Source organism: Mycoplasma suis str. Illinois (genome assembly GCF_000179035.2).
Classification (GTDB): Bacteria; Bacillota_I; Bacilli_A; order Mycoplasmatales; family Mycoplasmoidaceae; genus Eperythrozoon_A; species Eperythrozoon_A suis.
In genome coordinates, this window is the sequence record NC_015155.1 from 453,561 (window position 1) to 478,683 (window position 25,123).

Genomic DNA, 25,123 nt, shown 5'->3' on the forward strand with positions numbered 1-25,123 from the left:
GAATTACCCTTTCTTAGAAGCAGAAGCTGCTTCTGATGAAAGCGGTAAAGGTGATTTTTTTGGAGGACTTCATGTAACAGTAACTCTAGTTGAGGTAGAAGACTACCTCAAATTAAAGGAAGCTAATTTGCTTCCTAGAATAGGAGATTCTAAGTTACTAAGTGATGCTTGCGTTTACTATTTAGCTCCAAAATTACTAGAAATACTTGGAGACAAAATTGTTTCCATTTCTTTTGGAGCTAAAGAATATAACAAGTTGTACTCTAAACTTCAAAACTTAAATATTCTTTTAAGTTATGCTCACAATCAAGTGTGAACAAAACTTAGAGAAAAACTTCAAGAAAAAGGTAAAGTATTACCCCCAAAAACAATAATTGATCAATTTTGTACTAAGGATAAATATACTGGATACTTAAGAAGTATCTCAGTTGAATGCCAAGATATAAATATATTCAAAACTAAAGCTGAAAGTTGTTTTATATCTTGTGCCATCTCCTCAATAATTAGTAGATTTAACTTTCTTGAAGAGATGGCAAGTCTATCTATTAAGTTGTCTTATAGTCTCCCACTAGGAGCTTCAGATAGAGTAGTTAGAGCTTTCCATGATATTTCGGAAATATCTAACTTTAAACATGAATGGTATTGTAAGACTCACTTCAAAACTTATGAAAAAGCAATTAGAACTCTTAATTCCCCAATAGATTAGGGAATAAAAAGTTTTTTCTTTTTTAGTTAATAAATAATGAAATTAATGAATGGAGTTATTGCAGGAATTTTGGGTGGAAGTTCTCTGGTAGGGGCTTCATGAGGAGGTTATGAAGTTATTAACAAAAAAGCTAATTCTAAAGAAAGGGAGAAACGAGATTCCGATTCTAGAGAGGAAAAGGAATTTAAATGAGAAAAACAAAGATATAAATATTTATTAGAAGTTGCAACTCACAACACCTGTATTCAAAAAGGTGTCTCTCCGTGAGATGATGAAACTTGATGAAAGAAAAGTACACCTTGTTATTTTTGATCAAATACTAGGGATTCTAGAAAAAGATTTCTAGAAGAAAGTGAAATTGGTTTAAGGGGTAGTTGAGAAGAAATTTCTGCTTATTTGGCTTCAAAAGGTTATTGAAAAGATCAGGGAGAAGGAAAATATAAAGCCACAATCGTTGGAGGAGGTTGGAGCAAAAAAGTTAAAAACAATGAGAAAGAGATACTTTTGTTTTCTGCAAAGAAACTCATCCATTGAGAGATGGAAAAGTGGAAGTTATTTGTAAAGAATTTAAAGAAGATGAGCAGGAAAGAGGATGATATTGATTCATTTGGACAGTCTAGATAATGGTTGATTTATTATTTTTTCCTAAAATTAAAAATAGTTTTATATTTATAAATAGTTAATGTTTAAAACTACTTTATTAACTAGAGAGGAAGCTCTAGCAAGAAGAAAGTGAATACTAATAGATGCTACTGATGCTTGTTTAGGTAGATTAGCTGTTCAAATAGCTAATCTACTTAGGGGAAAGAATAAAGTAGACTTTACTCCATCTTATGATTGTGGTGATTTTGTAGTAATCACTAACAGCGACAAGATAAAGTTGTCAGGCAATAAACTAAAAAATGAATTCTGATATAGACACTCTGGTTATCCGGGAGGAATTAAAAGAAGAAGTGGTGAAGAAATGCTAGAAAAATATTCAGATAAATTATTAACTCTAGCTGTTAAAAGAATGCTTCCTAAAAATAGATATCTTTCTAGAGCTTTACTTAGAAAGTTAAAAGTTTACAAAGGCTCTGAACATCCTCACGCAGCACAAATTTCTAGTTAGATAAGTTTCGTATTTTCCCCTTTTTAGGGGAAAAATAAAAACCTCTTTAAAAAAGAGGGAGAAAATCCCTCTTTTTTAAATTAAACTACCAAGCAGCTAAGTTTCTTATTATTGTCTTAGACACTTTGTAAGAAGTTAAGAATGGTGAAGCTTGTTTCACTAGTAAATTAATAAACTTGGAATCAACTTCTTTTAGTGAAGGTATATCAAAGAATTTAGTTGGCAAACTAAATCTCTTGATATGTTTAATTACATGCATAACTAAACCTTCAGAAGAAACTGATCCATATAGTAAATAAGCTAATTCAACTGCTCTATCATGACCTTCTTTGTCGTGAAGAGTAACATACTCAAGAAAAGAAGGTAAGAATAGAGCTAATGATTTATAGAAATGAGTATTAGTCAATTTAGTTAAATTAGCTGCTAATTTATATCAAGTCCAGTAAGTGGACTTAGTCATGAAGTATCTTCCGTCATAGCACTTAGCTGCTATTTCCATAATTATTTTGCAATCTATTAGGGAAAGAGAAGAATTTCCCTTAGAAACAAAATCAAGATATCACTCTATAGATCTCATTTCTCTAATAAGTCTCATTCTGTCTTCTATTTCTAGTTGACTATCGAAATAGTAGAAAAATAACTTAAAGAAAAGTAAATGAAGTAATTCCATTTGCTTTTCTTTTGAATATTCTACTAAGAAATTAGGGTAGTAGAAAACATGATCAGAACTATCAATAGGATTGAAAAGATATACTGATTGATCAAAATAAGTTAGATTCTTGAAAGCTACTTTATTACTCAATACTTGTTGCTCTACCAACTTATTGTTAGGAATAACTAAAGTTGGTAGAGAGAAAAGAGAATAGTAAGCAGATACTACTGGCTTATGAGAATTAGATTGAATCTTGATACTATTAGGTTTTACTAGTCTTTTGATAACTAACTTAGATAGATCTATTAATGTACTAGAGCCCACAACTACAAGACAGTTAGCTCTGTGCTTATATGCAAAGGAAACTATTTGAGTAACTGATTCTCTCGTTAGTGTTGGTTGAACATTAGTGTATTCATAAAAATCTAATTTTTCTCTCTCTAGAGAAGCAATTAATTTTCTATAACCAACTAGTTGTCTTGTAAAAGCATCATCTGTTATCACAATAACAGAGTTTGCTTTTGCCTTTCTTAAATGATTAATTAGTTGTTCTTCGACTACATTCTCATTAACTACTCAATTACTTAAGAGAGGAACTCTTCTCTTAGATTTCTTAGATTTAGATCCTGATTTTTTATCTTCTTCAGTTTTTTTACTTTGTTTTGACATTTCTTCTTCTTGTTCCTTGACTATTTCAACATAGTCAGGGGAATCAAAGTTAATAATTCCTAATTTTCTAGCATCTAATATTCTTTCTTTGCTGGAAATAATTTCCTTAAATTTATTTAGTGCTAATTCCTCTGAAAGGGAAATAGCACTATTTTTAGCTTCTTGTCCAGCCTTATTTACTTCTTTTTCTAAGAAGGAACGTTGAACACTAAAGAATAGTTGACTATCCAAACTATTCTTATAGATCGACTCATCTATGTTTTCATTTTTCGGAGGAGGAAACATCTTATTAATTAATTCTTGTGCTTTATTGAAAAGATTCTTCACTTCTTTTATATTATTTTTGGCTATAAACTACTTTAGCTGAAAGTAGTTTCTTTCTGCATTGTTCCTCGAAAGAAGAGAAACTATGAGTTAAGAGATGAACATTATCTCTTAAGTCTTCACAAGAAATTTTTATGTCTTCTAGTTCTTTTTCTCATGTACTTTTTATTGTCTTAACTACTTTTTTATCAACTTTTTTACCTAATTTCTTATTTTGCTTTCTCTTTTGTTTTTCTACTATTTTTAGAGAACTACCTAAATATTTCATAATGTAAATATCCAAATCAGAAATAAGCTCTAGAGCTCTGTCTTTGCAAGAAGAGAAGAATTCCTCTCTTCTTTTTAACTCTTTATATTTCTTTTGTTTTCTATAGAAATCATTAATTGATTCAAGAGAGATAGTTTTTTTATTTGGGTTAGCTTTGCTTTCCGAATTTTTTAGTTCTTCTAAAAATAAATCAACATTATTGTCGTGAACCACTTTCTTTTGTTTAAGGAAGTGACAATCTCGCTTGAGTTGAAAAATTTCTCTCTTGAATTCCAGTAACTTCTTTAACTTGAAGTTTCGGAAATTAAATCAATAATAAAGGAAGGAAACTAAAACAAAAATCGATCCCAGAGGAAAAGCAGCATATGCCTCTCATGACAATTTTTTTAATTAAGACTAAAAAATTTAAAGATTTTTATAGGTTTCCCAGAATTTTTTAGCTTCTGGAGAAGAATTTAATTCTTCAAAAGAAGGATGTTTTCTATTTAATTCTTTATCTGCTTCATTAATTGCACTTACTATAGGAAGAATAAAAGGAGTTAAATTTCCCACTTCTTCTTTTTTCATATATTTACTTAGTAAATCTTGTAATTGTTCATGTTTTAGTTCGTCTGGAGTTTCTGCAAACTTTTTGCCTAAAAAGTTTGAAAGATCATCTATTTTTTTGGAAGCTTCTCCAAATTTCTTTTTAGTGTCGGAATTACCTTCTTTATCCATTCAAGACTTCACGTCTTGAATTACTTTTTTGAATTCTTGATTTTCTAATTTATCTAGTGAATTAGTCTTTCCATCTAAATATTCTTTAACTGAATTTATTTTTTCTTGTAATTCTTTTATAGAAGAAAAAGATTCACTTAAGTGAATCTTTTTTCCCTTTAAATTTTCTTTATTTTCTTCTAAATATTTACTAAAAACATTTAAATAATCTTTAACTCCAGAAAAAGAAGAAATAGCTGTTCCAGTAGTTCCTAGGGCTGTAAGCCCTATTATCCAAGCAGCTATTTTAGAAAACAGAACCACTACCTAGAAAAAACTAAATATACCTATTTAATTTAAATAAAAAGAAAACTAAAATTTTAAGGACTTATAAGTTATCTATTTATTCTAACTTAAATGTTATAGACTTATAAAACTTCTTATATTTCTATAAATATAAATATAAGAAGAAGTTCTTAATTGATATTTTCTAAATATTTATTAACAGCAGTAACTGCTCTCACTATTGGAGCTAACTCTGTTATTTTCTTGGGGGGGGGCACTCAACAAAAGAAAGTAGAACAAACTTTTGAAGAGCTCGGCTCTTCAATAAAAGACAAGAATAATTTAATAGAAAAAGAAACTGATCGAATAAATAAAGAAAAAGAAAAGAGCAAAGAAGATTTCGACAAATTAGACAAAAAGAATAACGAAACTAAAGAAAAAAGACGAGAATCAGAAGAACAAAAGAAAAAACTAGAAGAAGCTAATCAAAGTGCGATCCAAAAAAATGAAGAAAACAGTAAACAATTATTAAAGAAAAAGGAAGAATTAGAAAAATCTCTATCTGAATCTCAAAAACAAATATTGGAAAAAGTTAAAGAGCAGGCAACAAAAGTTAGCCAAAATTTCTCAAAAATCTATAACCAAGAGCTTGAAAAAATAAAACAAGCTCTTCAAAATTTAAGAGAACATAATGAGAAATTTATTAAAGAATTGTCTGAAAAAATAGAAAAATTACCAGAAGAAATTTTTAAGGATCTTGATACAGAAAAAACACAATAAGAAGAAAGTTCTTCTAAAAAATAAATTAATTTAATAATCTACCCCTCCTCTCAGGAGGGGGAGAAAAAACCTTAACTCATTTTTTTAAATTTCCTACTAAATCTCATAAGTACTACATCTAGTTCAAAAACTATTTCCCTTTTTTCAAGTTGAGAACTTAATTAAATCAAGGAAACTAATTTCCTTGATAAAAGATTTAGTTTCAGGCAATTTAAATAAACAAAATCTCTTCTCAGGAACATTCTCTTTAGTGAAAAGTAAGTTATAAAATTCCCAACAGCCTATCTTCTCTATAGGATGTTTTGTGACAATTTGAAGAAAAGAAGAAAATCAATCAGAACTTCTCACATTACTGCATCCAATATCTATAACTCCTTTTCAACTACCATTATCTTCGAATCCTCTATATAATATTTCCTTTGTGTCTCCCTCAGCTTTCTTTCAAGTGCCATAAAATTCTTCAGGATATTGCTCTCCTAACATAATTACATATTTAGAAGGGGAATATACTTCCCCTTCTTCTCCAATATATCCTCCTTTAATTACATCTATTATTTCGGGAGTGAAATAATTTTCTCCCTCAAATGAGGGATAATCTCTAAATGTTTTCTTAGATTGTGTTATACATTCAGAAAATATTTTTCTCTCATTCTCGTCATTTTTATATGATTCGCATCCCTCTCCTCAGTATTTCTTTCCAGAAAATAAGGTCTTAATTATTTGAATTCCATTTACTTTATTTATTTCTCTAGGATCTAAATTTTTTAATTCTTTATTAACTTCTTTTTCTATTCAAATATCCAATAACTTTCCAAATTTAGACTCAAATCCATTTAGTCTAGAAATAAATAAAACACTATTTCTTCCGAAGAAGTCAGAAAATTTAGGAATCTTTTTCTCTCAATTTCTGTAAGCTAAATCATTTAGCTTACTCAAGTTAATTCTGAAATGATCTTTAATTAATCCTCCTCCGGAACCAGTAAGACTGGTTACTTTCTTAAATTCTTCACACTCAACTAAAAGATCTATTATTTCGCACTTTTCAGAATCCTCGAGATTCTGAAATCAATCACTCAATTGGTTTAATTCAGATTTATTAAGTGATAAAAATCCCTTTTTAAGGTTTTTTCATATTTCCAATAACTTTTGTTTTTCTTGTTCTGAATTTTCAGATTTATGGCTTGAAAATGGAATAAAACTTCTTGGCCCGAATCAAATATTCTTGCCATCTATTAACATTCCATCTTTTAAATTCCTTCTCTTTTGTCCGTGAGACTTAGCTTCTATTTTTTTAGTTAATCCTTCTTTAGTTACTAAAAAAATAGAATCTCTACCTCCTTCACTTTGGGAGGATCACTCCCCGAAGTGATATTCCCCTAGACTGCTTTTATGCTTTTATTTTTAGATTCACTTATTAATAATTTATGTGTGAAAGGGGCAAACTGCCCCCCCCCAAGAAGACTAACCTCTCTCGATATATTTCTCTTATTTCCGAAAAGATCTTTAATAATGAAAGAATCAATATGCTTTCCTATAGAAATTCCAAATACACTTCCAGCTCCAATTACTGTAGTTATGAGTTTTTTAAACATTCCTTTTAAATTGGACTAAAAATATTCCAAATTAAGGATAACAAAATAATTAGTTAAATCTCTTTTTTCTTCCTCTAATAGAGGAAGTGAATATAAAAACCTAACTAATTATCTTTATAGTCCATAAAGATCGCACTTAGCTCAAAATTGATTTCCTTTATTTCAGTTGGAAAGATAAAAGGGTCCAAAAATATTTGTTTCTTTAACAAAAGATGATGTTTCAGGAATTTGAAATAAACATCATCTTTTATCTTCAAATCTTTCCTTACTAAAAAATAAGTTGTAGAACTCTCAACAACCCATTTTTTCTAAAGGGGTTTTTGAGATAAGACTTATAAAAGAAGATCATCAGCCAGAAGCTGTTACTCTGCTGCAACTGGCATCTATAATTCCTTTTCAACCCCCAACATCTTCATAGCCTTTAACAACTTCTTGTCTCATTTCTGGAGTTACTGCTTTTCATTTTTTGTAGTCTTCTCCAGTGACAATTCATTTGTCGCCAACTAAAGAATATTTAGGTGGGGCATACATTGGATCTTTCAACATTTGTCCAGCTTTAATTACATCAATAACTTTTGGAACAAAATTTCTTTCTCCAGAAATTTTCTTATAGGAAGAAAAATCTTCGCTACTTGTTGCGAAACATTCTCCAAAGATTTTTTTATGTTCTTCATTTTCAGAATATTTTTCGCAACCATCTGCGAACTTTTTTCCAGTAACTAAAGATCTAATAAATTGAATCCCATTTATTTTTTCCAGTCCATTAGATACTTTCTTTAATTCTTTATTGACTTCTTCTTGAAGTCAAATATCTAATATATTTCCAAACTTATCTTCAAAACCTTGAAGTTTGGAAATATATATTATTCCCCTATAACCTATTAATTCGGCAAACTTAGGAAGTCTACTATCTCATCTCTTAGAAGCTAACTTATGTAAATTATCGAAATGTATTTTGAAGTTGCTACCTATTGAGGTAGCACTTCCATTCAAACTTATTGAGCTCTTGAATTTATCGCAATCAATAACTACATCTATTATTTGACATTTCTCAGGATCAGATAATTTTTCAAATCATTGACTTAAACTTCTTAATTCTTCAGGGTTTTGACTCAAAAATCCTTTTTTAAGTTTTGCTCACAAATCGAGAAGTTTTAGGTCTCCTAAAACTTTTTTATAGTCAGGACTATTTTCGTCTGTGAATGGAATCCTTCTGGAACCAAATCAACTATTGACTCTATCAATGAAGATTCCATCTCACATAAATCTTTGTTTTTGTCCGTGCAAGGAAGCTTCTATTTCTTTAACTTGACCTTCTTTATTTACTAAATAGATAGGATCGCTAGATCCCTCGCTTTTAGCTTCTCATTGATTAAACCAGTAATTTTGCAAACTACTTTTTCTTTCTTTAGATCTTCTAGAAGTAAAAGACTCTCTTTCATTTTTCTTCACCTCATTAGCATCAACTTGAAAAGGCAAAGAAAACTTTCTGTGCCCCCCCCCGCCAGCTGAAGGTTTAGGAATTACATCTCCTGAGGAGAATATATTAAGGTGCTTTTCTATCGAGAAACCAAAAACACCAGTAGCTCCAATAAAAGTAGCTAATAGTTTTTTAAACATAAAACTAAATTAACTTACTAAACACAGTCAGAAACTGACTGTAAGAGAATTTAGTAAGGTTTTAAAAACCTTCCTAAAGGAACATTTTTCTAAAAAATATTTTTATTTTTTCTTATTATATTTCATAAACTGAGCATCTTGCTCAGAACCTATTTCCCTTATTTCAGTTAGACAAAAAGAAGGGTCCGAACACTTGAGTTTCCTTTACAAAAGATGATGTTTTTGGAATTTCAAATAAACATCATCTTTTATCTTCTTTTTCCCCAGAAAACAGTAAATTGTAAAACTCGATACATCCTTTTCTTTCTAAAGGTTCTCCCGCAAATAAACTTCAGAATTTAGAAGATGAATCTAGTGATTCAATTTTTACGCAACTAGTATCTATAACTCCTTTTCAACCTTGAATGCTGTGAAATTTTTTGAAAGCCTCACTCTTTATGCTTTCCGGATAAACAGTTCAATCAAATATTTCAGGATTTTTTATTTGTTTTCTTGTTCTGGAAGAAGATTTCAAAAATTTTGAAGGATAATAAACTGGATAGTCTCATCATTTTCCAGCCTTAATCACATCAACAACTTTGGGGAAAAATATTCTTCCCCTCTAACATTAGAAATATTTTTTAAATCTTTTTCACTTTTAGTAACACATTCAGCATAAACAGTGGATTCTCCTTCATTTTTTGAATATTTTTCGCAACCCTCTCCATAAAGTTCTCCAGAAAATAGTCTTCTAATAATATCGACTCCATTCTTTTTAGAGTCGATATTTCTAGGAGTTCCTCTCAATTCTCTGTCTATTTCTTCTTTGACTCAAATATCTAACATTCTTCCGAATTTATCTTCAAAGCCGGATAGTCTCCCTATATAAAGAAAACCTTTAGAACCTAATAGATCTCCGAATTTAGGTAATTCATTACCTCAATTTTTAGAAGCTAATTCATTTAGCTTCTCAAACTTAATCTTCAAATTATTTTTGAAATTTTTGGAACTAAATCAACTACTTCCAGAAATTATTTCCAAAAATTTATTGCAATCTATAGCTACATCTACTATTTCACATTTAGATTCTTCAGTCAAAACATTTTGAAATCAACCACTCACTCCTTTTAGTTCAGAATGTTCTAGACTCAAAAAACTATTCTTAATTTTCGTTCAAAACTCTATTAAGGTTTGTTTTTCTTCTTCTGATAAATCAGAAGAAGATTTAGAGAAAGGGATACTTCTTGGTCCAAACCAAGAATTAACTCCATCTATAAATATTCCATCCTTTAAATTTCTTCTCTTTTGTCCGTGAACATTAGCTTTTATTTTTTTAGCTAATCCATCTTTAGTTACTAAAAAGATTGGATTTATAGCTCCTTCGCTTTGATGAGTTCAGTCACCAAAATGTTGGTGACTTAAACTATTTCAGTCTTTTTGGTAATTCCCTTTTCTGCTTATTGTCACCTTATGAGGTGACGAAAAACTATTTAATGCCCCCCCCCGCAAGAGTGAAAATTTCTTTTTAGATATTTGATCTATTGAATTGCCAGAAAATATATTTAAATGGCTTACTGCTGAAGTGCCAAAAAGTCCTCCAGCTCCGATAAAAGTAACTACAAATTTCTTAACCAATTATTTAATCTCTAAAGTCCATAGAAATCACATTTGGATCAAAATTGATTCTTTTTTCTCCAAGTGGAGAAAAAGAAAGGTCCAAATGGATTCATTTCTTTAACGAATGGTTGAGAATTAGGAATTTGGAAAAGACACAATCTTTTTTCTTGAATTGGCCTTACATTATTTCCAAAAAATAAGTTATAGAATTCTCAGCACCCCATTTGCTCTAAAGGTCTTCCTGTAAAAAAGCTAAGGAATGTCGAAAACATTCCTCCAGCTTTTACATTACTACAACTTGCATCAATTATTCCTTTTCAACTTCCCCTTTCCTGAAAGCCCTTCAAAACTTCACCTTCTAGGTTTTGTGGCAAGTTGTATCAATTGTTGTAATTTGTATTATTTTCTTCTTGTTCAGAACTTCCTTCTTTAGGTAAATATCTAGAAGATGAATACATCGGAACATTTCACATATCTCCAGCTTTAACTACATCAATTACCTTGGGAACAAAATATCTCTCTCCTTCAATAACTGGATAACCATTAAATTTCTTTTTACTTTTGGAGAAACATTCTCCAAAAACTATTCTTTCATCTTTATTTTTTCCATAAGATTCACATCCTTCTCCATATTGTTCTCCCAAAAGAATAGTTCTCGCAAATTTAATTCCATTAATTTTGGATAACTCTTCTTTTGGCAAACTATTAAGTTCTCTTTTTATTTCTTTTTCTATTCATATATCTACTAGACTTCCAAATTTATCTTCAAAGCCACTAAGTCTAGCTATATAAAAAACACCAAGATATCCTATTATGTCAGCAAACTTAGGAAATTCTTGATGTCATTCTCGAGAAGCTAAATTATTTAGCTTCTCAAAATTGATCTTTAAGTTATTTTTTATTAGTCCTCCTGATCCTGTAGGACTAATTACTTTCTGGAATTCATAACAATCCACAAAAACTTCTATGATTTCACATTTTTCTTCTTCAGGTAAATTGTGAAATCACTTACTTACTCCAGATAACTCACTATATTCCAGTGAGAGAAACTTAGATCTAAGTATCTCTCACAACTCTAAAAGTGTTTGCTTATTTTTCTCATTGAGTTCCTCTAATTTATCTGAAAATGGGGACACTTCTAGGACCAAATCAGGTATTTTTTCCATCTATGAATTTTCCGTCCCTCAAACTTCTTCTCTTTTGACTATGTAATTTAGGATTTATTTCTTTTAAAAGACCTTCTTTATCTACTAAATAAATGGAATAAATTCCTCCCTCACTTTGAGAAGATCATTCCCCGAAATAGTGAGGATTTAAGCTACTTTTTGCCTTTCGAGGAGAAAACCCCTCATTAATAGATACTTTGTGGGGTAGAGAAAAGTTGCTTAATGCCCCCCCCGAGTGACCAAAATCTTTATTATTTCTACTTTTGAATTGTTCATCAAAAGTAGAAGAAAAGAATAAAGAATTTAAGTGACTGAAAGCTGAAGCGCTGAATACTCCTCCAACTCCAGCAAAAGAAACTATTAGTTTCTTAATCAACTAATTTACTTTTTTAAAGTCCATAAGTGCTGCACTTGGCTCAAAATCTATTATTTTTATTTCAACTAGAAATAAAGAAAGGCCCAAACACTTGAGTTTCTTTAACAAAAGATGATGTTTCTGGAATCTCAAATAAACATCATCTTTTGTCTTTTATTTCTTTTGAGAAGACTAAGCTATAAAACTCAATACATCCTTTTCTTTCAATAGGTCCTCCAGCAAGTTTTTCCAAGAGGCTTCAATTTTTTTCTTCAGGACCAACCTTCGCGCAATCAGCATCTATAACTCCCTTTCAACCATGATTTTTATGAAAGTTTTGATGGGAAGGAACTTTCAAATTATTCGGATAAAGTCTTCAGCTCCCAAAATCATTATTTTTTGTTTGTTTTTGTCCTTCATCACTCGAAAGAAGAAATTTTGAAGAGGAGTAAACAGGGGAACTTCATCACTTTCCGGCTTTCACGACATCAATTACTTTAGGGGAAAAATATTTTTCCCCTTTAACTCCCGAAAAACTACTTAATTCTTTATCTCCAGTTGTGAAGCATTCAGCATAAACAATCTTTTCATCTGGATTTTTTGCATAACTTTCACAGCCTTCACTATATTTCTCTCCAGTCATCAATACTCTCAACAAATCAACTCCATTCTTTTTCTGAGATTGTTCTCTGGGAGTTTTCTTAATTTCCCTATCTATTTCTTCTTTAACTCAAATATCCAACATCCTTCCGAATTTATTTTCAAACCCAGAAAGTCTTCCAATATATAAAACTCCTTTGGAGCCTAACACTTCACTAAATTTAGGTAATTCATTTCCTCATTTTCTGCCAGATAATTCATTTAGTTTTTCGAAGTTGATTTTGAAATTATCTCTAATTTTTGGAGTTGATCAAAATCAAACTCCAGTGGAGCCAATTAACTTTTTAAATTCATCACAATCCATAACTACTTCAACCATTTCACACTTACTTTCTTCACTCAAAACATTTTGGAATCACTCACTCAAACTAGCAAGTTCTTCATAATCCAGAGATAGAAAGCTATTTTTAAATTTTTCTCAACCTTCAGTTAGAGTTACAAATTCCTCATCTGTCATTAATGAGGAATTTTTTGAAAAAGGGGCTGTTCTCGGACCGAACCAAGTATTAGTTCTATCTACTAACCTACCGTCTTTTAGACTTCTTCTTTTTTGTCCATGAACTTTAGCATCTATCTCTTTAGCTAATCCATCTTTAGTTACTAAAAAAATGGAATTAGTAGATCCTTCGCTTTGATTAGTTCAGTCTCCAAAGTGTTGATGGCTTAAGCTACTTCATTCTTTGTGATAACTTCCTCTTTTATTCATTGATACCTTATAAGGAAATGAAAAACTTTTCAATGCCCCCCCCCGAAAGGGGGTTGTTTTTTTAATTTGTTGTTCTAAATAATTTCCAGAAAATATATTTAAGTGACTGACTGCTGAAGTCCCCAAAAGACCTCCAGCCCCAGTCAGTGAAACTACTATTCTTTTGGTCATTAAAGTAAACCTTTAAAGACCATAAGTAGAACATTTGGCTCAAAATTTATCAGTCTTATATCAATGGAAATAAGGGAGTAAGCCTAAAAGTTGATATTCCCTAACATAAGATTTTCCTTCAGGAATTTCAAATAAACATCATCTTTTATCGTGAACATCCCCCTTAAAAACCATTTGTCAAGCAAGCTCACAACCTTCCTGCTTCCCCATATTCAATAAATTTCACAAAGATGTTCATCCAATTTTTCATTTTTCACATTTAACATCAACTATTCCATTCTTAATTCCTTTTTCTTTTCATTCGCGCTCAAATTCTCCAGCTTTTTTCGAATTTGTTTCTTTCTCTTCATGTATTCATTTCTTAATTTCTGCATCTTTATTAGTGTCAGATCTAACAGAAACTCTTATATCGTTGTAGCCCTCCACAACACCACCTTTAACAACTTCTTTTATTTTTGGAAGAAGAATTTTTTCTCCTTCTCTTTTCTTTTCTTCACTTATTTCCTGAATATTTCTAGATTTACATTCAGGAAAGAAATGTTCTAATTCTGAAGTCAAACTTTCACATTTTTGGAAATTTCCTTCCCCGGCAATTAACTTTTTTCCAATAAGGAGGGGATTAGCTGTCCCTTTCTTTTCTAAATTTTCTAATTCATTTGTTAAATATTCTTCAATTCATTCATCAATTGGTCCTCCAGCCAATCTTCCAATTTCCCCTCTAATAACAAAATCAATAAATTTTTCTTTCCCCAAAAGTTCTTGAACTTTAGGAAAATTGCTTGAGCTTTCCCTAAATGTTGAAACAAATTTTTCAGGTCTAATTTTTAAACCATCATTAATTTTGGTTTGTTGACCGCTTCTCCCAATATTTTCTTTTATGGTTTGGCATTCAAGAAAGATTTCTAATAAATCGCATTGTTCATGATCTGGCAACTTAGTCCACCATTCTCCTAAAAGTCTCATTTCTTCTACACTAATTCTTTTTAGGGATTCCTTATATTTTTTGATCTTTTCTAATGTTGAAGAAGTATCTTTTAATTCAGATTCAGAAGTTACCTGATGAGGTAACGTTCTGTAACTGAATCAGGTATTTATTCCATCTATTAGTATTCCATCATGCATTCTTCTCCTTTTTCTACCATGACTTTCAGGAGAAACTTCCTTAACTCTATTTTCAGAATCTACTAGATGTACTACATCTGTAGCTCCTTCACTTTGATATTTTCAATGATCAAAGTAATACTTATTTAGACTACTTGAGTTACGGCTTTTTGCCGTAACTCTTTTACTTGTATCTTCGTAATTTGTTTTTTGCTCTAAAAAACTTTTTGGAAAAGTCTTTAAGTTTTGTTGTTCTGGAAGTTTTTCCAAAACATCTTCCCTTCAAGAGAATCAATGAGAATTAATAGAAGTTCCAAAAATTCCGCCTAATCCAAGTAGGGAGGAAATCAGTTTTTTAGTCAATTGACACTACAGGAGAACATAGTTGTCTTCGGAATGCCCCCCCCCCGCAAACAAAGGGTTAATTAACTAAAAGAAATATTCTCACTATAAACCATAAGTAGAACATCTTGTTCAAAACTTATTGTTATTTTACCAATAAGCAATTTTCATGAAAGTTAATTGATATTCCCTTACATAACTTTTTCCTTCAGGGATTTCAAAAAGACAAAGTCTTTTATCGTCCACATCTCCCCTAAAAATTTGTTTTCAGGCATATTCGCAACCTTCTTTATCCCCTGTATACACAATAGATCAAAATCAACCATCTTTATCAAATCTTTTGCATTTAACATCTATGATTCCATCCTTTCTACCAAAATCATTGAAAGCTTTGTTATATTCCAGAGCCTGTTCAGTACTATCTTGCTGACCTTCTCAAACTCATTTTTTAACATCACTAGTTTTGTTCTTTACTGTACCGACAGAAACTCTGAATTCTTTGTTATTTTCTATAGTTCCTCCCTTAACTACTCCCACAACTTTAGGAGTTTCTAATTTTGCCTTACCTTTTAATGTTTCGTTATTTTTCAGTCAGGTTATTACTTCTTTTTTGCACTCTTCATAAAACTTTGTAGGTTCATCTTTGGAACATTTTTTGAAAGAATGTTCTCCCTTAGTTAGTTTTTCTAAAAGAGAGAATAAATTGACTCCTCCCTTCTCTTCTTCCTCCAAATACGAATCATCAATATACTCTTTAGTTCATTTATCTACTTCTCCTCCGGCAAGCTTACCAACCTCTCCCAGTTCCGGCAAATTTATAAATTTTTTTCTTCCCAAAATATCACTTAATTTTGGAGCTTTGAACTCTTTTTTGGAAAGCTCAACTAATTTTTCAGGAGAAATTTGCAGTCCCTTTTTAATATCGACTGACTTACCAACTTTTCCTCCGGCCAAAGCATTTTTAATGTCTTCGCATTCCGCGAAGATTTCTAACATTTCGCATTGTTTTTCTTCTGACTGTTCATTTCATCATTTTCCGAGAGACAAAAATTCATTTCCATCTGAAGCTTTGAATAGAGTAAATAATCTTTTAACTTTTTCAAAGTTACTTAATACTTGTTTATTGATTTCTTCTTTTTCGTGTGCCAATTTTCTAGGCCCAAATCAAGTATTATGTCTATCTATTAAAAGACCATCAGACATCCTTCTTTTCTTTTGTCCGTGATTTCCTGCAGGTATTCTAATTAAAGAATCTTCTGTACTCACAAGAAAAATGTCTTCGGTTGCACCTTCACTCAAATACTTTCACTCAAAAAAATGATCTTTATAAATATTGCTTGAAGTATTTTCTTTATTCACTTTCCGAGAGTTTATTTGTTCTAAATCTCCTGAAACTGCAAATTTTTTATTTTCTTTATCCAGCGTCTTTGAAGCTTTTTCAGCATCAGATCATCCAGATGTATGAGAACTAATAGAAATTCCAAAGACACTAGAGGAGCCAAGTAAAGAAACAAGAAGTTTCTTAATTTTTTCTTAGTAGAGGTGGTGTGAATGCCCCCCCCCGCGAGAAAGAATTAATAATAAATGTTTTATGTTAAAGAGCATAGTTAGAGCATTTAGTTCAAAACTTATTGTTATCTCATCAATAAGAAAGTTGAGCAAAAGCTAACTTATATTCTCTTACATAACTTTTTGCATCCGGAATTTCAAATAGACAAAGTCTTTTATCATCCACATCTCCTGAAAAAATTTGTTGTCAAGCAAATTCACATCCCCTTTTATCTCCCATATAAAGGAATGAAAGAAGTTTGTAATCAAAACTCTTACATTTCACATCAATAATTCCATCTTTTCTTCCTTTATTTTTGAAGGCTTCTATATATTCTTTTGCCTGTTTCACTTTCTTGCTTTCCTTCTTGAACTCACCGCTTAACTAAATTAGCTTTATTCTCATTAGAGCCTACAGAAACTCTAATTTCTTTTTCTCCTTCTATAGTTCCTCCTTTCACAACTCCAACAACTTTAGGAGTTATCGTAATTTCACTTACTCTTAATTTCTCATTTTTTCTAACTCATGAATGAACAACATTCTTGCATTCGTTATAAAACTGAGTTTTTTCTTCTCCCGAACATTCCTTAAAAGAATGTTCTCCTTTAATTGTTTTTTCTAGGAGGGAGAATAAATTCACTCCACCCTCTTGTTCTTTTTGTATATATTTATCACTTGTATAGTCTTCCATCCATTCATCAACCACTCCGCCCGCTAATCACCCAACCTCTCCTAATTTTGGGAAATGTATAAAACTTCTAGAACCTAGTAAATCACTTAATTTAGGAGGCTTAAATTTTCTTCTGGAAAGTTTGATTAACTTTTCGGGAGAAATTTTTAAACCATCTTTAATTAAGATTTTTTCTCCAGATCTTCCCCCATTTAAAGCGGTTTTAATGTCCTCGCAGTTTGCAAAAACTTCTAATAATTCACACTGATGCTTATCTGGTTGCTTATTTCATCAATCTCCCAAAGACTTGAATTCTTCTTCTTCAGAAGATTTAAAAATACTAAATAATTTTTTGACTTTTTCCAAATTACTCAATGTTTCTTCATTATGTTTTTCTTTCTGGTGAACTAATTTTCTTGGACCAAATCAAGTATTATGTCTATCTATTAAAAGACCATCAGACATCCTTCTTTTCTTTTGTCCGTGATTTCCTGCAGGGATTTTTATTAAAGAATTTTCTGAAGTTACTAAGTAAATATCTTCAGTTGCCCCTTCACTAAGAAATCTCCACTGAGAAAAATGATTTTTACTTATGCTATTTGATTGTCTTTGCTTAGGCACTTTTCTAGAATTTTCTTTCCCTAATTCTCCATAGGAAATAAACTTACTATTTTCCTGATTTATTTGCTTTATTTCTCGATCTTTTTCGTCTCAACCATTTGTATGAGAACTAATAGAAATTCCAAAAACACTAGAGGTTCCGAGTAAAGAAACGAAGAGTTTCTTGATCTTGTTTTAGCTGGTAGACCTTGAAAGCCCCCCCCGCGGAAAAGTAATGCAAAGAAATAACACATATTACTAAAGACCATAGCTAGAACATCTTGATCAAAATTTATTGTTATTTCATCAATAGGAGAATTTCATAAAGCTTAAGTGATATTCTCTTACATAACTCTTGCCATTAGGGATTTCGAAAAGACAGAGTCTTTTTTCATCTACATCTCCCCTAAAAATTAGACTTCAGGCAGCTTCGCAACCAGCTTGTTTTCCCATTTGAAGAAATCACAATCAACTTTGCTCGAATCTCTTGCACTTAACGTCTATGATTCCTCCTTCTCTCCCGGAACTCTTGAAAGATGAAATATATTTTTTAGCTTGTTCATTATTTTCTTGTTTTTCCTCATCTCTTCATCTTTTTATTTCACTGTTTTTATTTTTTTCAGTCCCTACTGAAACTCTTATCTCGCTACTACCTTCTATGGTACCTCCCTTGACAACTCCAGAAACTTTAGGAGTCACTAAAGATTCTTTTTTACCTAACTTTCTATATCCTGAAACTTTTGAATTAACTTGCTTACTACATTCTGCATAAAACTTAGATGTTTCATTATTCATGCATTCTTTAAAAGATTGCTCACCTTTAAAAATTTTTTCTAAAAGAGAGAAAAAATTTACGCCCCCTTCTTTTTCTTTATTTTCGAAATCTCCACTTATATAATCAACCATTCACTCATCAATTACTCCTCCGGCCATTCATCCAACATTTCCTAATTCAGAAAGATGTACAAACTTACTAGATCCCAAAATATCACTTAATTTTGGGGGTTTAAATTCTCTTCTAGAAAGCTCTGTGAGTTTTTCTGGAGAAATTTTTAAACCTTTTTTAATATCTACTGACTTTCCAGATTTACCTCCAGCTAAAGCTCTTCTAATATCTTCGCATTCTGCAAAAATTTCCAAAATTTCACATTGTTGCTCTTCTGACTGCTTATTCCATCAATCTCCTAAGGATTTCAATTCTTTATATTCAGAAGTTTTAAAAATCTCAAAAAGTCTTCTGACTTTTTCCATATTACTTAGTACTTGTTTGTTGGGCTCTTCAATTTCGTGAGATAATTTTCTCGGACCATATCAATTGTTATGTCTATCTATTAAGTGACCATCAGACATTCTTCTTTTTTTCTGACCATAAGTGCCTGCAGGAATTTTGATAACAGAATCTTCTGCAGTCACTAAATAAATATCTTCTATAGCGCCTTCACTAAGATAACTTCACTCAAAGAAATGATCTTTAGTGATATTGCTCACAAGATCTTCTTTAGGCACTCTATTAATTTCTTCTTTCTTTATTTCTCTAGAAGATAAGAATTTTTTATCTTCTTTATTTGCAGTCTCGGAATTATCATCTCCATTAGATCAACCAGATGTGTGAGAAGACAATGATATCCCGAAGACACTAGAGGAGCCGAGTAAAGAAACGAGAAGTTTCTTGATCTTTTTTTAGCTGGTAGACCTTGAAAGCCCCCCCCCCGAGATAAAAGAAAGTTGTATAAGTGTTAAATTCCATATTCTAAAAAGTTTTTAAATAACTAAATTACAGAAATTCAACTAAAAAACCTAATTCAACATTCTTTTTCTAAATAATATTTTGAAAATGAGAAAATGGCATAAATTGAACTTCTAAAAACTAGAAACAACTTAAGCCGGAGCTTAAGTTTTTGTTTTTCGGTAATGCCCCCCCCCAGAGGACATAAAGATACTTAATTTAAAACCGGCTAACTGCCGGAAGTAAAACTACTTAATTAGAAAAAATTTAGTATTTATCAAATTGCCCAAAGACTTCCCATGTAACTGGTATCTAAGTTATTTTCGGAACTTCCATTTTGTGTTTTTCAATCAATTATGAAATCTCAACCTAAATCAGAAACTTCTACTTTTCTCTCCACTTTAGGTTGTTTAGGTTGAGATTTCAAAAATGGCACAACTCCCATACTATAAGCTCCTCCGGCCATAGCAACTCCGCCAGCCAAAAGACCTAAAGCAATCTTTGCTGCCAACATTTTACTATCATTTTTTAACTATTATATGACTTTTTAAATAGAAAAAATTTAAAAAGTGATCATATCGTATTTACCATCAAAATTAAATTTCTTTAAATATTCAAGCCTTTCTCTTTTAGCCTTTTCTTTTTGATATTTCTTTCAAACTACTTCTGTTCCGTAGCCTGTCCCTACCACAGCAACTACAGGAGTAATTAATAAAAGAAGTTTAGTTCAACCTAACATTTTTTCCTTTTATTAATTTTTTGAGATGACATTATATCTCAAAAAACCTTATAAATAGTCTTAAGATCTTTTATATAAATATAAATAATATTTAGGAGTTAGATTCTTCCAATTTTGATATTTTCTAAATATTTATTGACATCAATTGTTGCTCTAACTGGAGGAGCTAACTCTCTAATCTTCTTGAGTCGCGGGGGGGGGCATTGGTCACTCTAATTTAGAAGTAGTTTTCAAAGATTTTGACTCTTCAAATGAGTCAAAAAATAAATTAATTGAACAAGAGGCTAAAAGAATACAAAAAGAGAGAGCTGAAAGTGACAAAAATTTTGAACAATTAAAAGCAAAAAACGAAGAAACCAAGCGAAAAAGAGAAGTTTCTGAGCAAGAAAAAACAAAACTAGAAAAAGCTAGTCAAGAATTAAGTGAAAGTTCTAAGACTAAACAAACACAGTTAGAAAAGAAAAGACAAGAATTACAAGAACAACTTAATTCCAAAATAAAAGAAATTAGTCAAAAAGTACAAGAGAAAGCTAAGACTATTGGAGAGGCATTTAAGAAAACTTATCAATCTAATGTAGAGAAATTGCAACAAGCTTTAACTAAATTAACTCAATCCAACCAAGAATTAATAAAGAAATTGGAAAAGGATATAGAAGATATGCCAAATCAAATCTTTAAGGATTTGGAAAAAGGGGCTGAAAGCTCCAACCAAGCAAGTAGTAGTAGTTCTTCTAAATAAAAAATATTTCTATCCCGTTCGGGAAAGGAAGAATATTTTTTAACATTTTTTATGAAAAAAATACTTTAATTTTCTTTAAAAATTGATTTTTTCTAAATACTTATTGGGTTCAGTTGTTGCGCTGACTGGAGGAGTTAATTCCATTATCTTCCTGGGGGGGGAGGCAATCAAAAAACTAAAGTAGAAAATACTTTTAAAGATTTCAATAGTTCTTTCGAAAAACAAAACAAACTAATACAAAAAGAAGAAAGCAGAGTTAAAGAGGAGAAAGAAACTAGCGAGACAAATTTCAGAAAACTAGAAGAAAGTAACGAGGAAACCAAAAAGAAAAGAAAATTATCGGAAGAAGAAAAAATAAATTAGAAAAGGCTAGCCAAGATTTACATAAGAAAACAAAAGAAAAGAGTGAAGAATTAAAAAGTAAAAAAGAACAACTAGAGAAAAACTTAAATGAAAAAATTCAACAAATTAATCAGCAAGTAAAAGAAAAAGCTACAAAAATTGGAGAAGCATTTAAAAAAATTTATGAAGAAAATGTGAAAAAATTAAAGGATGCTCTTGAGAAGCTACAAGAATCTAACAGACAATTAATAACAAAACTCGAAGAAGATATCAAAAATCTTCCAAATAAGATTTTTGAAGGTTTAGAAGAAAAAGAAAAACTTTAAAAATTAACGATTTTTCCCCCCCCATTAAAGAGGGTGTGAGTGGAATATTAAATGTTGTGATTTTAAGATTTTCTATAGATAAGAAATATTCTTAATTTTTTATAAATTTGATCTTTTCTAAATATCTATTAACTACAGTTGTAGCTCTTACTGGTGGGGTTAATTCAGTTATTTTCCTGGGGGGGGGCACACAATACTTAAAAGAAAAATCAGTTCAAGTTAATTTAGAGTTTGGGTTTGCCGAAAAGTCAAACCAAATCAAAGAGCAGGAAGAAAGACTTAAGACCGAAAAGCAAAAAAGTGAAACAGATTTTGAAGTTTTAAAAAAGAAAAATGAGGAAACTAAAGAAAAAAGACAACAATCTTTAGAAAGTGAAAAGAATCTAAAAGAAAAGAATGAAGAAGTTGGCGAAAAGTTAAAGCAACAAAATGAGGAACTTCAGACAAAAAAGAAAGAATTGGAAGAAAAACTAAAACAAAGTATTCAAAAAATTAATGGGGATGTAAAAGAGAAAGCTCGTAAAATTGGACAACAATTTAAAAAAATCTATGATTCCAATGTTCAAAAATTAAAAACAGCTCTACAAAAACTTCAAGAATCCAATAAAGAATTAATAGAAAGATTAGAGAAGGATATTAACGATCTTCCTAATAAGATTTTTGAAAATTTAGGAGATTCGTCAGAAAGTCAAGAACAAATCCAAAAATAACAAATTTTTAAATTTTTTAAAGTTGGCCTCTCGGCCAACCTAAAAACTTAACTAATTAAAAAAAATTTCAAAACTTTAAAAACCTATCATGTCTCCCAAATCATTGGAATATTTTCCTTGAATATCATGAATAACTATTACTTCACTTTTTGGGTTACCCTTTAATGACTTAAATAAAAAATCCGCCCCATAACCAGCCCCTATGACAGAAACAATTGGAGCCACCAGCATTAAAAATTTAGAAAAACCTATCATATTATTTTCTTATTAATCCTCCTCTTCATCTTCCTCACTTTTTTCTAAATCAGAATCTTCTTCCTCTTCAGGTTCTTGACCTTGATTTTGACTTCCACTTACATTATTTGGTTTATTTTTATCTTTAGATTCTTGAGTATCATTATTTCTCTCTCCTCTCATAATTCCATAACCACTTCCCGTAACAAATAGTCCTGAAATCAGGACTATTAGAAGTCTTGATTTCATAGTACTTTTTTATTTACTATTTAATCCTAATTTTTATTTAACTATCAGAGAGTCCCTTCTACTAGAGAAGGTATTAATTTGACTTTTTTAAAAAATAGTAATTAGTCTTTTGTGCAAGTTACTTGAATTTTGTTTTGTCCTTTTTCTTCTCTTTGACAATTTCAACCTTTATTAGTTTTTCATTGATGATTTTGTTGATTTAAATTGTCTGTGGTCGTCCCAAACTTTTCGATAGTTAATCTTGACTCTACTCTCTCTTTAATTCCGAATAAAATTTCTTTCTCTTTATTTTCTGAATTTGTATATTTTTTAGATCAATTTCTGCATTGTCAATCGACATTTTCTTCTTCTTTAATTACTCTAAAGCATGTTTTCTTTAAGTTGGAACTATCATTTTCTTTCTCAAAAGAAACTTGTTCTAAAAGTAAATCTTCTGGATTTTCAGACTCAAAAGAACTATGTCAACTTAAAAACTCTTTAACAAAATAACCTCCGCCAACTAAGCTCCCGAAAGAAAAGGTAGCCAAAGCTACCTTTGAAAAAATAGAAAAACCTATTTGTTGTTAAAAATTATTTTTCACTAATAAGAATAAATTACTTCTACTGGATTATTTTTATGTTGTGAATCTGTTCCTCCATTTCTACCGTTTGTATTAGTACATTCAAACAAGAAATTATCTTCCCCAACTGTTACACTTTGGCAAGTTTCTTCAAAATTTCCTTTAGGAAAATACTGACTTAAATTATCTTGTCCCTGATTCTTGCCCACCTTAACTGTTTCTTTAACTCTAACGGGATTTCTCCCGTTAATTATGTAATTACCTAGGAAATATCCCCCCCCAGCAGCTACAGTAGAAATTCCCACAACTACAGGAATTAAAAACTTAGAAATCCCTAGCATACTACTTTAATTTTGGATTAATTATAGTTTTCCGCAGAATATGAAATTAAAGACCATATTCTGAACATTTTGTTCAGAATTGATCATTCTTATATCAACTAGAAAGACTTAAGAAAGATATTTTGTATTCCCTTACATAATGTTTAGCTTCAGGAATCTTGAAAAGACAAAGTCTCTTCTGATCTATTTCTTCCTCTTTAAAAATTACTTTTCAGGCAGCCTCACATCCTTGTTGCTTCCCTAAAGAGGTAGAGGAAAAGAAATTTCAAATACTCAATTCAAATTGCTTACACTCAACATCTATTATTCCTCCATCTCTACCATTTTTCTTTAGGGAATCAAAAATTTGTTTTGATTTTTGATTATCCTTAAATTCTTCTTTTTCTGCCAATCTTCAAGAATTTGATTTCTGATTTTTACTGGAAACCTTAATATCTCTGCTGCCAGAAGTTACTCCAGCTTTTATTACTCCCTGAATTCTAGGTAAAATGACACTTTCCCCTTCAATTGAAGATTCTTTAATGCTCACTTCCTTAATTGGATCTGAGCATTCTAAATAAAGATCATCTTTTTCTTCGAGAGAGTTACATTTTTTATAAGCTTCCTCCCCTCTCATTAATTTTTCTCCTAGAGAAATTAAATTGACTCCACCTTTATTTTCGGATTCAACATGTTTATTTTCCAAGTATTCTTCTATTCAGTTATCTATAGCTTCTCCAGCTAAGATTCCTATTTCTCCTTTTTGAGGTAAGTGGATCAATTTACCATTCCCTATGATTTCCTTTAATAAAGGAAATCTTCTTTTAGTTCTTCCTAAATAAATTAATTGTTCTGGCTTGATTTTCAAGCCATCATCAATTCAAGTAATTCTCCCTCCTTTACCTAAAGATCTTCTAATAGTGTCACATTCAACAAAGATTTCTAATATTTCACATTGTTGATCTTCCCTAAGTTCTTCTCATCATTTTCCCAATAATTTCATTTCTTCTTCATTAAAAGATGACTGAACACTATTTTTATATTTCTGAATTACTTCTTGCTTGCCCTTTATTTCTTTTTCATCTCTTTCAAATTTATTAGAAATATCTCTTTTGCCGAATCAGAGATTATTTCTATCAATTAGTATTCCATCTTTTAGTACTCTTGCTTTTTGGCCGTAGTTAGAAGCCTTTATCTTTTTAACTACGTTATCCTTAGTCACTAAATAAATATCTTCTGTTGATCCTTCACTTTGGTATTTTCAACTACCGAAGTGAGATCCTCCTAAACTTCTTCTTTCTCCCGAATAATTAGTTTTCTTTAGTTCTGTTTTCTCTAAATCTTTAGAAACTTGTTGAAAGTAATTACTCTTTTTTGAAGAACTATTATTTCTTATATTTCCTGAATGATCTCCTAGAACATGAAACTTTAAGGAAGCTCCAAATATTCCACTTACTCCTACAAAAGAATAAATAAGCTTCTTTGTCAAAATTTATTCTTTTTGACCAAGAAGAAAGTGCCCCCCCCCAGGAAGAGAAAGTGTTAATTTCTCTACAAAA

31 protein-coding genes are annotated in these 25,123 nt (G+C 30.7%); 7 read left to right on the forward strand and 24 right to left on the reverse strand.

The window, feature by feature from the left end; genetic code table 4:
* Positions 1-13: 13 nt before the first annotated feature.
* Genes MSU_RS02650 through rplM form a run of 3 tightly spaced genes read left to right on the forward strand, consistent with a single transcriptional unit; the run spans position 14 to position 1,817 of the window.
* Positions 14-706, forward strand: coding sequence for a ribonuclease HIII (locus MSU_RS02650; protein ID WP_237696908.1), 693 nt, complete (start codon positions 14-16; stop codon positions 704-706).
* 36 nt (positions 707-742) lie between these two features.
* On the forward strand, positions 743-1,330 hold the full coding sequence (locus MSU_RS02655) for a hypothetical protein (RefSeq protein WP_013609928.1): 588 nt from the start codon (positions 743-745) through the stop codon (positions 1,328-1,330).
* Positions 1,331-1,388: 58 nt separating this feature from the next.
* Positions 1,389-1,817, forward strand: a complete 429-nt coding sequence (rplM, locus tag MSU_RS02660) for a 50S ribosomal protein L13 (RefSeq protein ID WP_013609172.1) — start codon at positions 1,389-1,391, stop codon at positions 1,815-1,817.
* An 85-nt stretch (positions 1,818-1,902) separates the two neighbouring features.
* Here the strand turns inward: rplM and MSU_RS02665 are convergent, their stop codons facing one another.
* From MSU_RS02665 to MSU_RS02675, 3 genes are read right to left on the reverse strand one after another with little or no spacing between them, the layout of a single operon-like run.
* The gene (locus MSU_RS02665) at positions 1,903-3,423 is read right to left on the reverse strand and encodes an iron-containing alcohol dehydrogenase (RefSeq protein ID WP_237696885.1); all 1,521 of its coding nucleotides are present in this window, start codon (positions 3,421-3,423) and stop codon (positions 1,903-1,905) included.
* 52 nt (positions 3,424-3,475) lie between these two features.
* Positions 3,476-4,111: a hypothetical protein gene (locus MSU_RS02670; protein ID WP_013609174.1), complete on the reverse strand. Its 636-nt coding sequence runs from the start codon at positions 4,109-4,111 to the stop codon at positions 3,476-3,478.
* A 24-nt stretch (positions 4,112-4,135) separates the two neighbouring features.
* Positions 4,136-4,750, reverse strand: coding sequence for a hypothetical protein (locus tag MSU_RS02675; RefSeq protein WP_013609175.1), 615 nt, complete (start codon positions 4,748-4,750; stop codon positions 4,136-4,138).
* 156 nt (positions 4,751-4,906) lie between these two features.
* On the opposite strand from MSU_RS02675, the gene MSU_RS02680 reads away from it, so the two are divergent.
* On the forward strand, positions 4,907-5,491 hold the full coding sequence (locus tag MSU_RS02680) for a hypothetical protein (RefSeq protein WP_013609929.1): 585 nt from the start codon (positions 4,907-4,909) through the stop codon (positions 5,489-5,491).
* Between the two features lie 96 nt (positions 5,492-5,587).
* Here MSU_RS02680 and MSU_RS02685 read toward each other — a convergent pair whose 3' ends face one another.
* The 16 genes from MSU_RS02685 to MSU_RS04640 form a co-directional block, all read right to left on the reverse strand.
* Positions 5,588-6,730, reverse strand: coding sequence for a hypothetical protein (locus MSU_RS02685; RefSeq protein ID WP_013609930.1), 1,143 nt, complete (start codon positions 6,728-6,730; stop codon positions 5,588-5,590).
* A gap of 137 nt (positions 6,731-6,867) precedes the next feature.
* Entirely contained in the window at positions 6,868-7,083 is a 216-nt protein-coding gene (locus MSU_RS02690) for a hypothetical protein (protein WP_043885164.1), read from the reverse strand.
* 114 nt (positions 7,084-7,197) lie between these two features.
* On the reverse strand, positions 7,198-8,703 hold the full coding sequence (locus MSU_RS02695) for a hypothetical protein (protein WP_013609931.1): 1,506 nt from the start codon (positions 8,701-8,703) through the stop codon (positions 7,198-7,200).
* Between the two features lie 115 nt (positions 8,704-8,818).
* A complete protein-coding gene (locus tag MSU_RS04775) occupies positions 8,819-9,217 on the reverse strand; it encodes a hypothetical protein (protein ID WP_013609932.1) in 399 nt (132 codons plus the stop codon).
* The gene (locus tag MSU_RS02700) at positions 9,184-10,317 is read right to left on the reverse strand and encodes a hypothetical protein (RefSeq protein ID WP_013609933.1); all 1,134 of its coding nucleotides are present in this window, start codon (positions 10,315-10,317) and stop codon (positions 9,184-9,186) included. Before MSU_RS02700 ends, MSU_RS04775 begins: the two co-directional genes overlap by 34 nt.
* Positions 10,318-10,328: 11 nt before the next feature.
* Entirely contained in the window at positions 10,329-11,435 is a 1,107-nt protein-coding gene (locus tag MSU_RS02705; RefSeq protein WP_148221844.1) for a hypothetical protein, read from the reverse strand.
* Entirely contained in the window at positions 11,416-11,841 is a 426-nt protein-coding gene (locus MSU_RS04360; RefSeq protein ID WP_013609935.1) for a hypothetical protein, read from the reverse strand. Before MSU_RS04360 ends, MSU_RS02705 begins: the two co-directional genes overlap by 20 nt.
* A gap of 13 nt (positions 11,842-11,854) precedes the next feature.
* The gene (locus MSU_RS02710) at positions 11,855-13,357 is read right to left on the reverse strand and encodes a hypothetical protein (RefSeq protein ID WP_013609936.1); all 1,503 of its coding nucleotides are present in this window, start codon (positions 13,355-13,357) and stop codon (positions 11,855-11,857) included.
* Between the two features lie 12 nt (positions 13,358-13,369).
* A complete protein-coding gene (locus tag MSU_RS02715; protein WP_013609937.1) occupies positions 13,370-14,821 on the reverse strand; it encodes a hypothetical protein in 1,452 nt (483 codons plus the stop codon).
* Between the two features lie 129 nt (positions 14,822-14,950).
* The gene (locus MSU_RS02720; protein WP_013609938.1) at positions 14,951-16,159 is read right to left on the reverse strand and encodes a hypothetical protein; all 1,209 of its coding nucleotides are present in this window, start codon (positions 16,157-16,159) and stop codon (positions 14,951-14,953) included.
* 235 nt (positions 16,160-16,394) lie between these two features.
* Positions 16,395-16,700 carry a hypothetical protein gene (locus MSU_RS04780; protein WP_013609939.1) on the reverse strand — a complete coding sequence of 102 codons (306 nt, stop codon included), beginning with the start codon at positions 16,698-16,700 and terminating at the stop codon, positions 16,395-16,397.
* Positions 16,660-17,640, reverse strand: coding sequence for a hypothetical protein (locus tag MSU_RS02735; protein WP_013609940.1), 981 nt, complete (start codon positions 17,638-17,640; stop codon positions 16,660-16,662). The genes MSU_RS04780 and MSU_RS02735 overlap by 41 nt, the downstream gene beginning before the upstream one ends.
* Positions 17,641-17,877: 237 nt before the next feature.
* Positions 17,878-19,239 carry a hypothetical protein gene (locus tag MSU_RS02740; RefSeq protein ID WP_013609941.1) on the reverse strand — a complete coding sequence of 454 codons (1,362 nt, stop codon included), beginning with the start codon at positions 19,237-19,239 and terminating at the stop codon, positions 17,878-17,880.
* A gap of 380 nt (positions 19,240-19,619) precedes the next feature.
* Positions 19,620-19,859, reverse strand: a complete 240-nt coding sequence (locus tag MSU_RS02745) for a hypothetical protein (RefSeq protein ID WP_013609942.1) — start codon at positions 19,857-19,859, stop codon at positions 19,620-19,622.
* A gap of 48 nt (positions 19,860-19,907) precedes the next feature.
* On the reverse strand, positions 19,908-20,084 hold the full coding sequence (locus tag MSU_RS04690) for a hypothetical protein (RefSeq protein ID WP_013609943.1): 177 nt from the start codon (positions 20,082-20,084) through the stop codon (positions 19,908-19,910).
* A gap of 174 nt (positions 20,085-20,258) precedes the next feature.
* The gene (locus tag MSU_RS04640; protein WP_158304035.1) at positions 20,259-20,444 is read right to left on the reverse strand and encodes a hypothetical protein; all 186 of its coding nucleotides are present in this window, start codon (positions 20,442-20,444) and stop codon (positions 20,259-20,261) included.
* Between the two features lie 223 nt (positions 20,445-20,667).
* Here MSU_RS04640 and MSU_RS04785 point away from each other — a divergent pair, with 223 nt between their 5' ends.
* The 3 genes from MSU_RS04785 (at position 20,668) to MSU_RS04790 (ending at position 22,201) form a co-directional block, all read left to right on the forward strand.
* Positions 20,668-20,823, forward strand: a complete 156-nt coding sequence (locus tag MSU_RS04785) for a hypothetical protein (RefSeq protein WP_237696886.1) — start codon at positions 20,668-20,670, stop codon at positions 20,821-20,823.
* 536 nt (positions 20,824-21,359) lie between these two features.
* On the forward strand, positions 21,360-21,491 hold the full coding sequence (locus MSU_RS04920) for a hypothetical protein (protein ID WP_272941026.1): 132 nt from the start codon (positions 21,360-21,362) through the stop codon (positions 21,489-21,491).
* A 107-nt stretch (positions 21,492-21,598) separates the two neighbouring features.
* Positions 21,599-22,201 carry a hypothetical protein gene (locus MSU_RS04790; RefSeq protein ID WP_013609947.1) on the forward strand — a complete coding sequence of 201 codons (603 nt, stop codon included), beginning with the start codon at positions 21,599-21,601 and terminating at the stop codon, positions 22,199-22,201.
* A 75-nt stretch (positions 22,202-22,276) separates the two neighbouring features.
* Here the strand turns inward: MSU_RS04790 and MSU_RS04560 are convergent, their stop codons facing one another.
* The 5 genes from MSU_RS04560 to MSU_RS02785 all read right to left on the reverse strand — a co-directional run bounded on the left by MSU_RS04560 (position 22,277) and on the right by MSU_RS02785 (position 25,053).
* Positions 22,277-22,432: a hypothetical protein gene (locus MSU_RS04560; protein ID WP_158304036.1), complete on the reverse strand. Its 156-nt coding sequence runs from the start codon at positions 22,430-22,432 to the stop codon at positions 22,277-22,279.
* A 36-nt stretch (positions 22,433-22,468) separates the two neighbouring features.
* The gene (locus tag MSU_RS02770) at positions 22,469-22,684 is read right to left on the reverse strand and encodes a hypothetical protein (RefSeq protein WP_013609949.1); all 216 of its coding nucleotides are present in this window, start codon (positions 22,682-22,684) and stop codon (positions 22,469-22,471) included.
* 101 nt (positions 22,685-22,785) lie between these two features.
* Positions 22,786-23,211, reverse strand: coding sequence for a hypothetical protein (locus MSU_RS02775; RefSeq protein WP_013609950.1), 426 nt, complete (start codon positions 23,209-23,211; stop codon positions 22,786-22,788).
* Positions 23,212-23,264: 53 nt separating this feature from the next.
* Positions 23,265-23,585, reverse strand: a complete 321-nt coding sequence (locus MSU_RS02780) for a hypothetical protein (RefSeq protein ID WP_013609951.1) — start codon at positions 23,583-23,585, stop codon at positions 23,265-23,267.
* A 46-nt stretch (positions 23,586-23,631) separates the two neighbouring features.
* The gene (locus MSU_RS02785; RefSeq protein WP_013609952.1) at positions 23,632-25,053 is read right to left on the reverse strand and encodes a hypothetical protein; all 1,422 of its coding nucleotides are present in this window, start codon (positions 25,051-25,053) and stop codon (positions 23,632-23,634) included.
* Between the last annotated feature and the right edge of the window lie 70 nt (positions 25,054-25,123).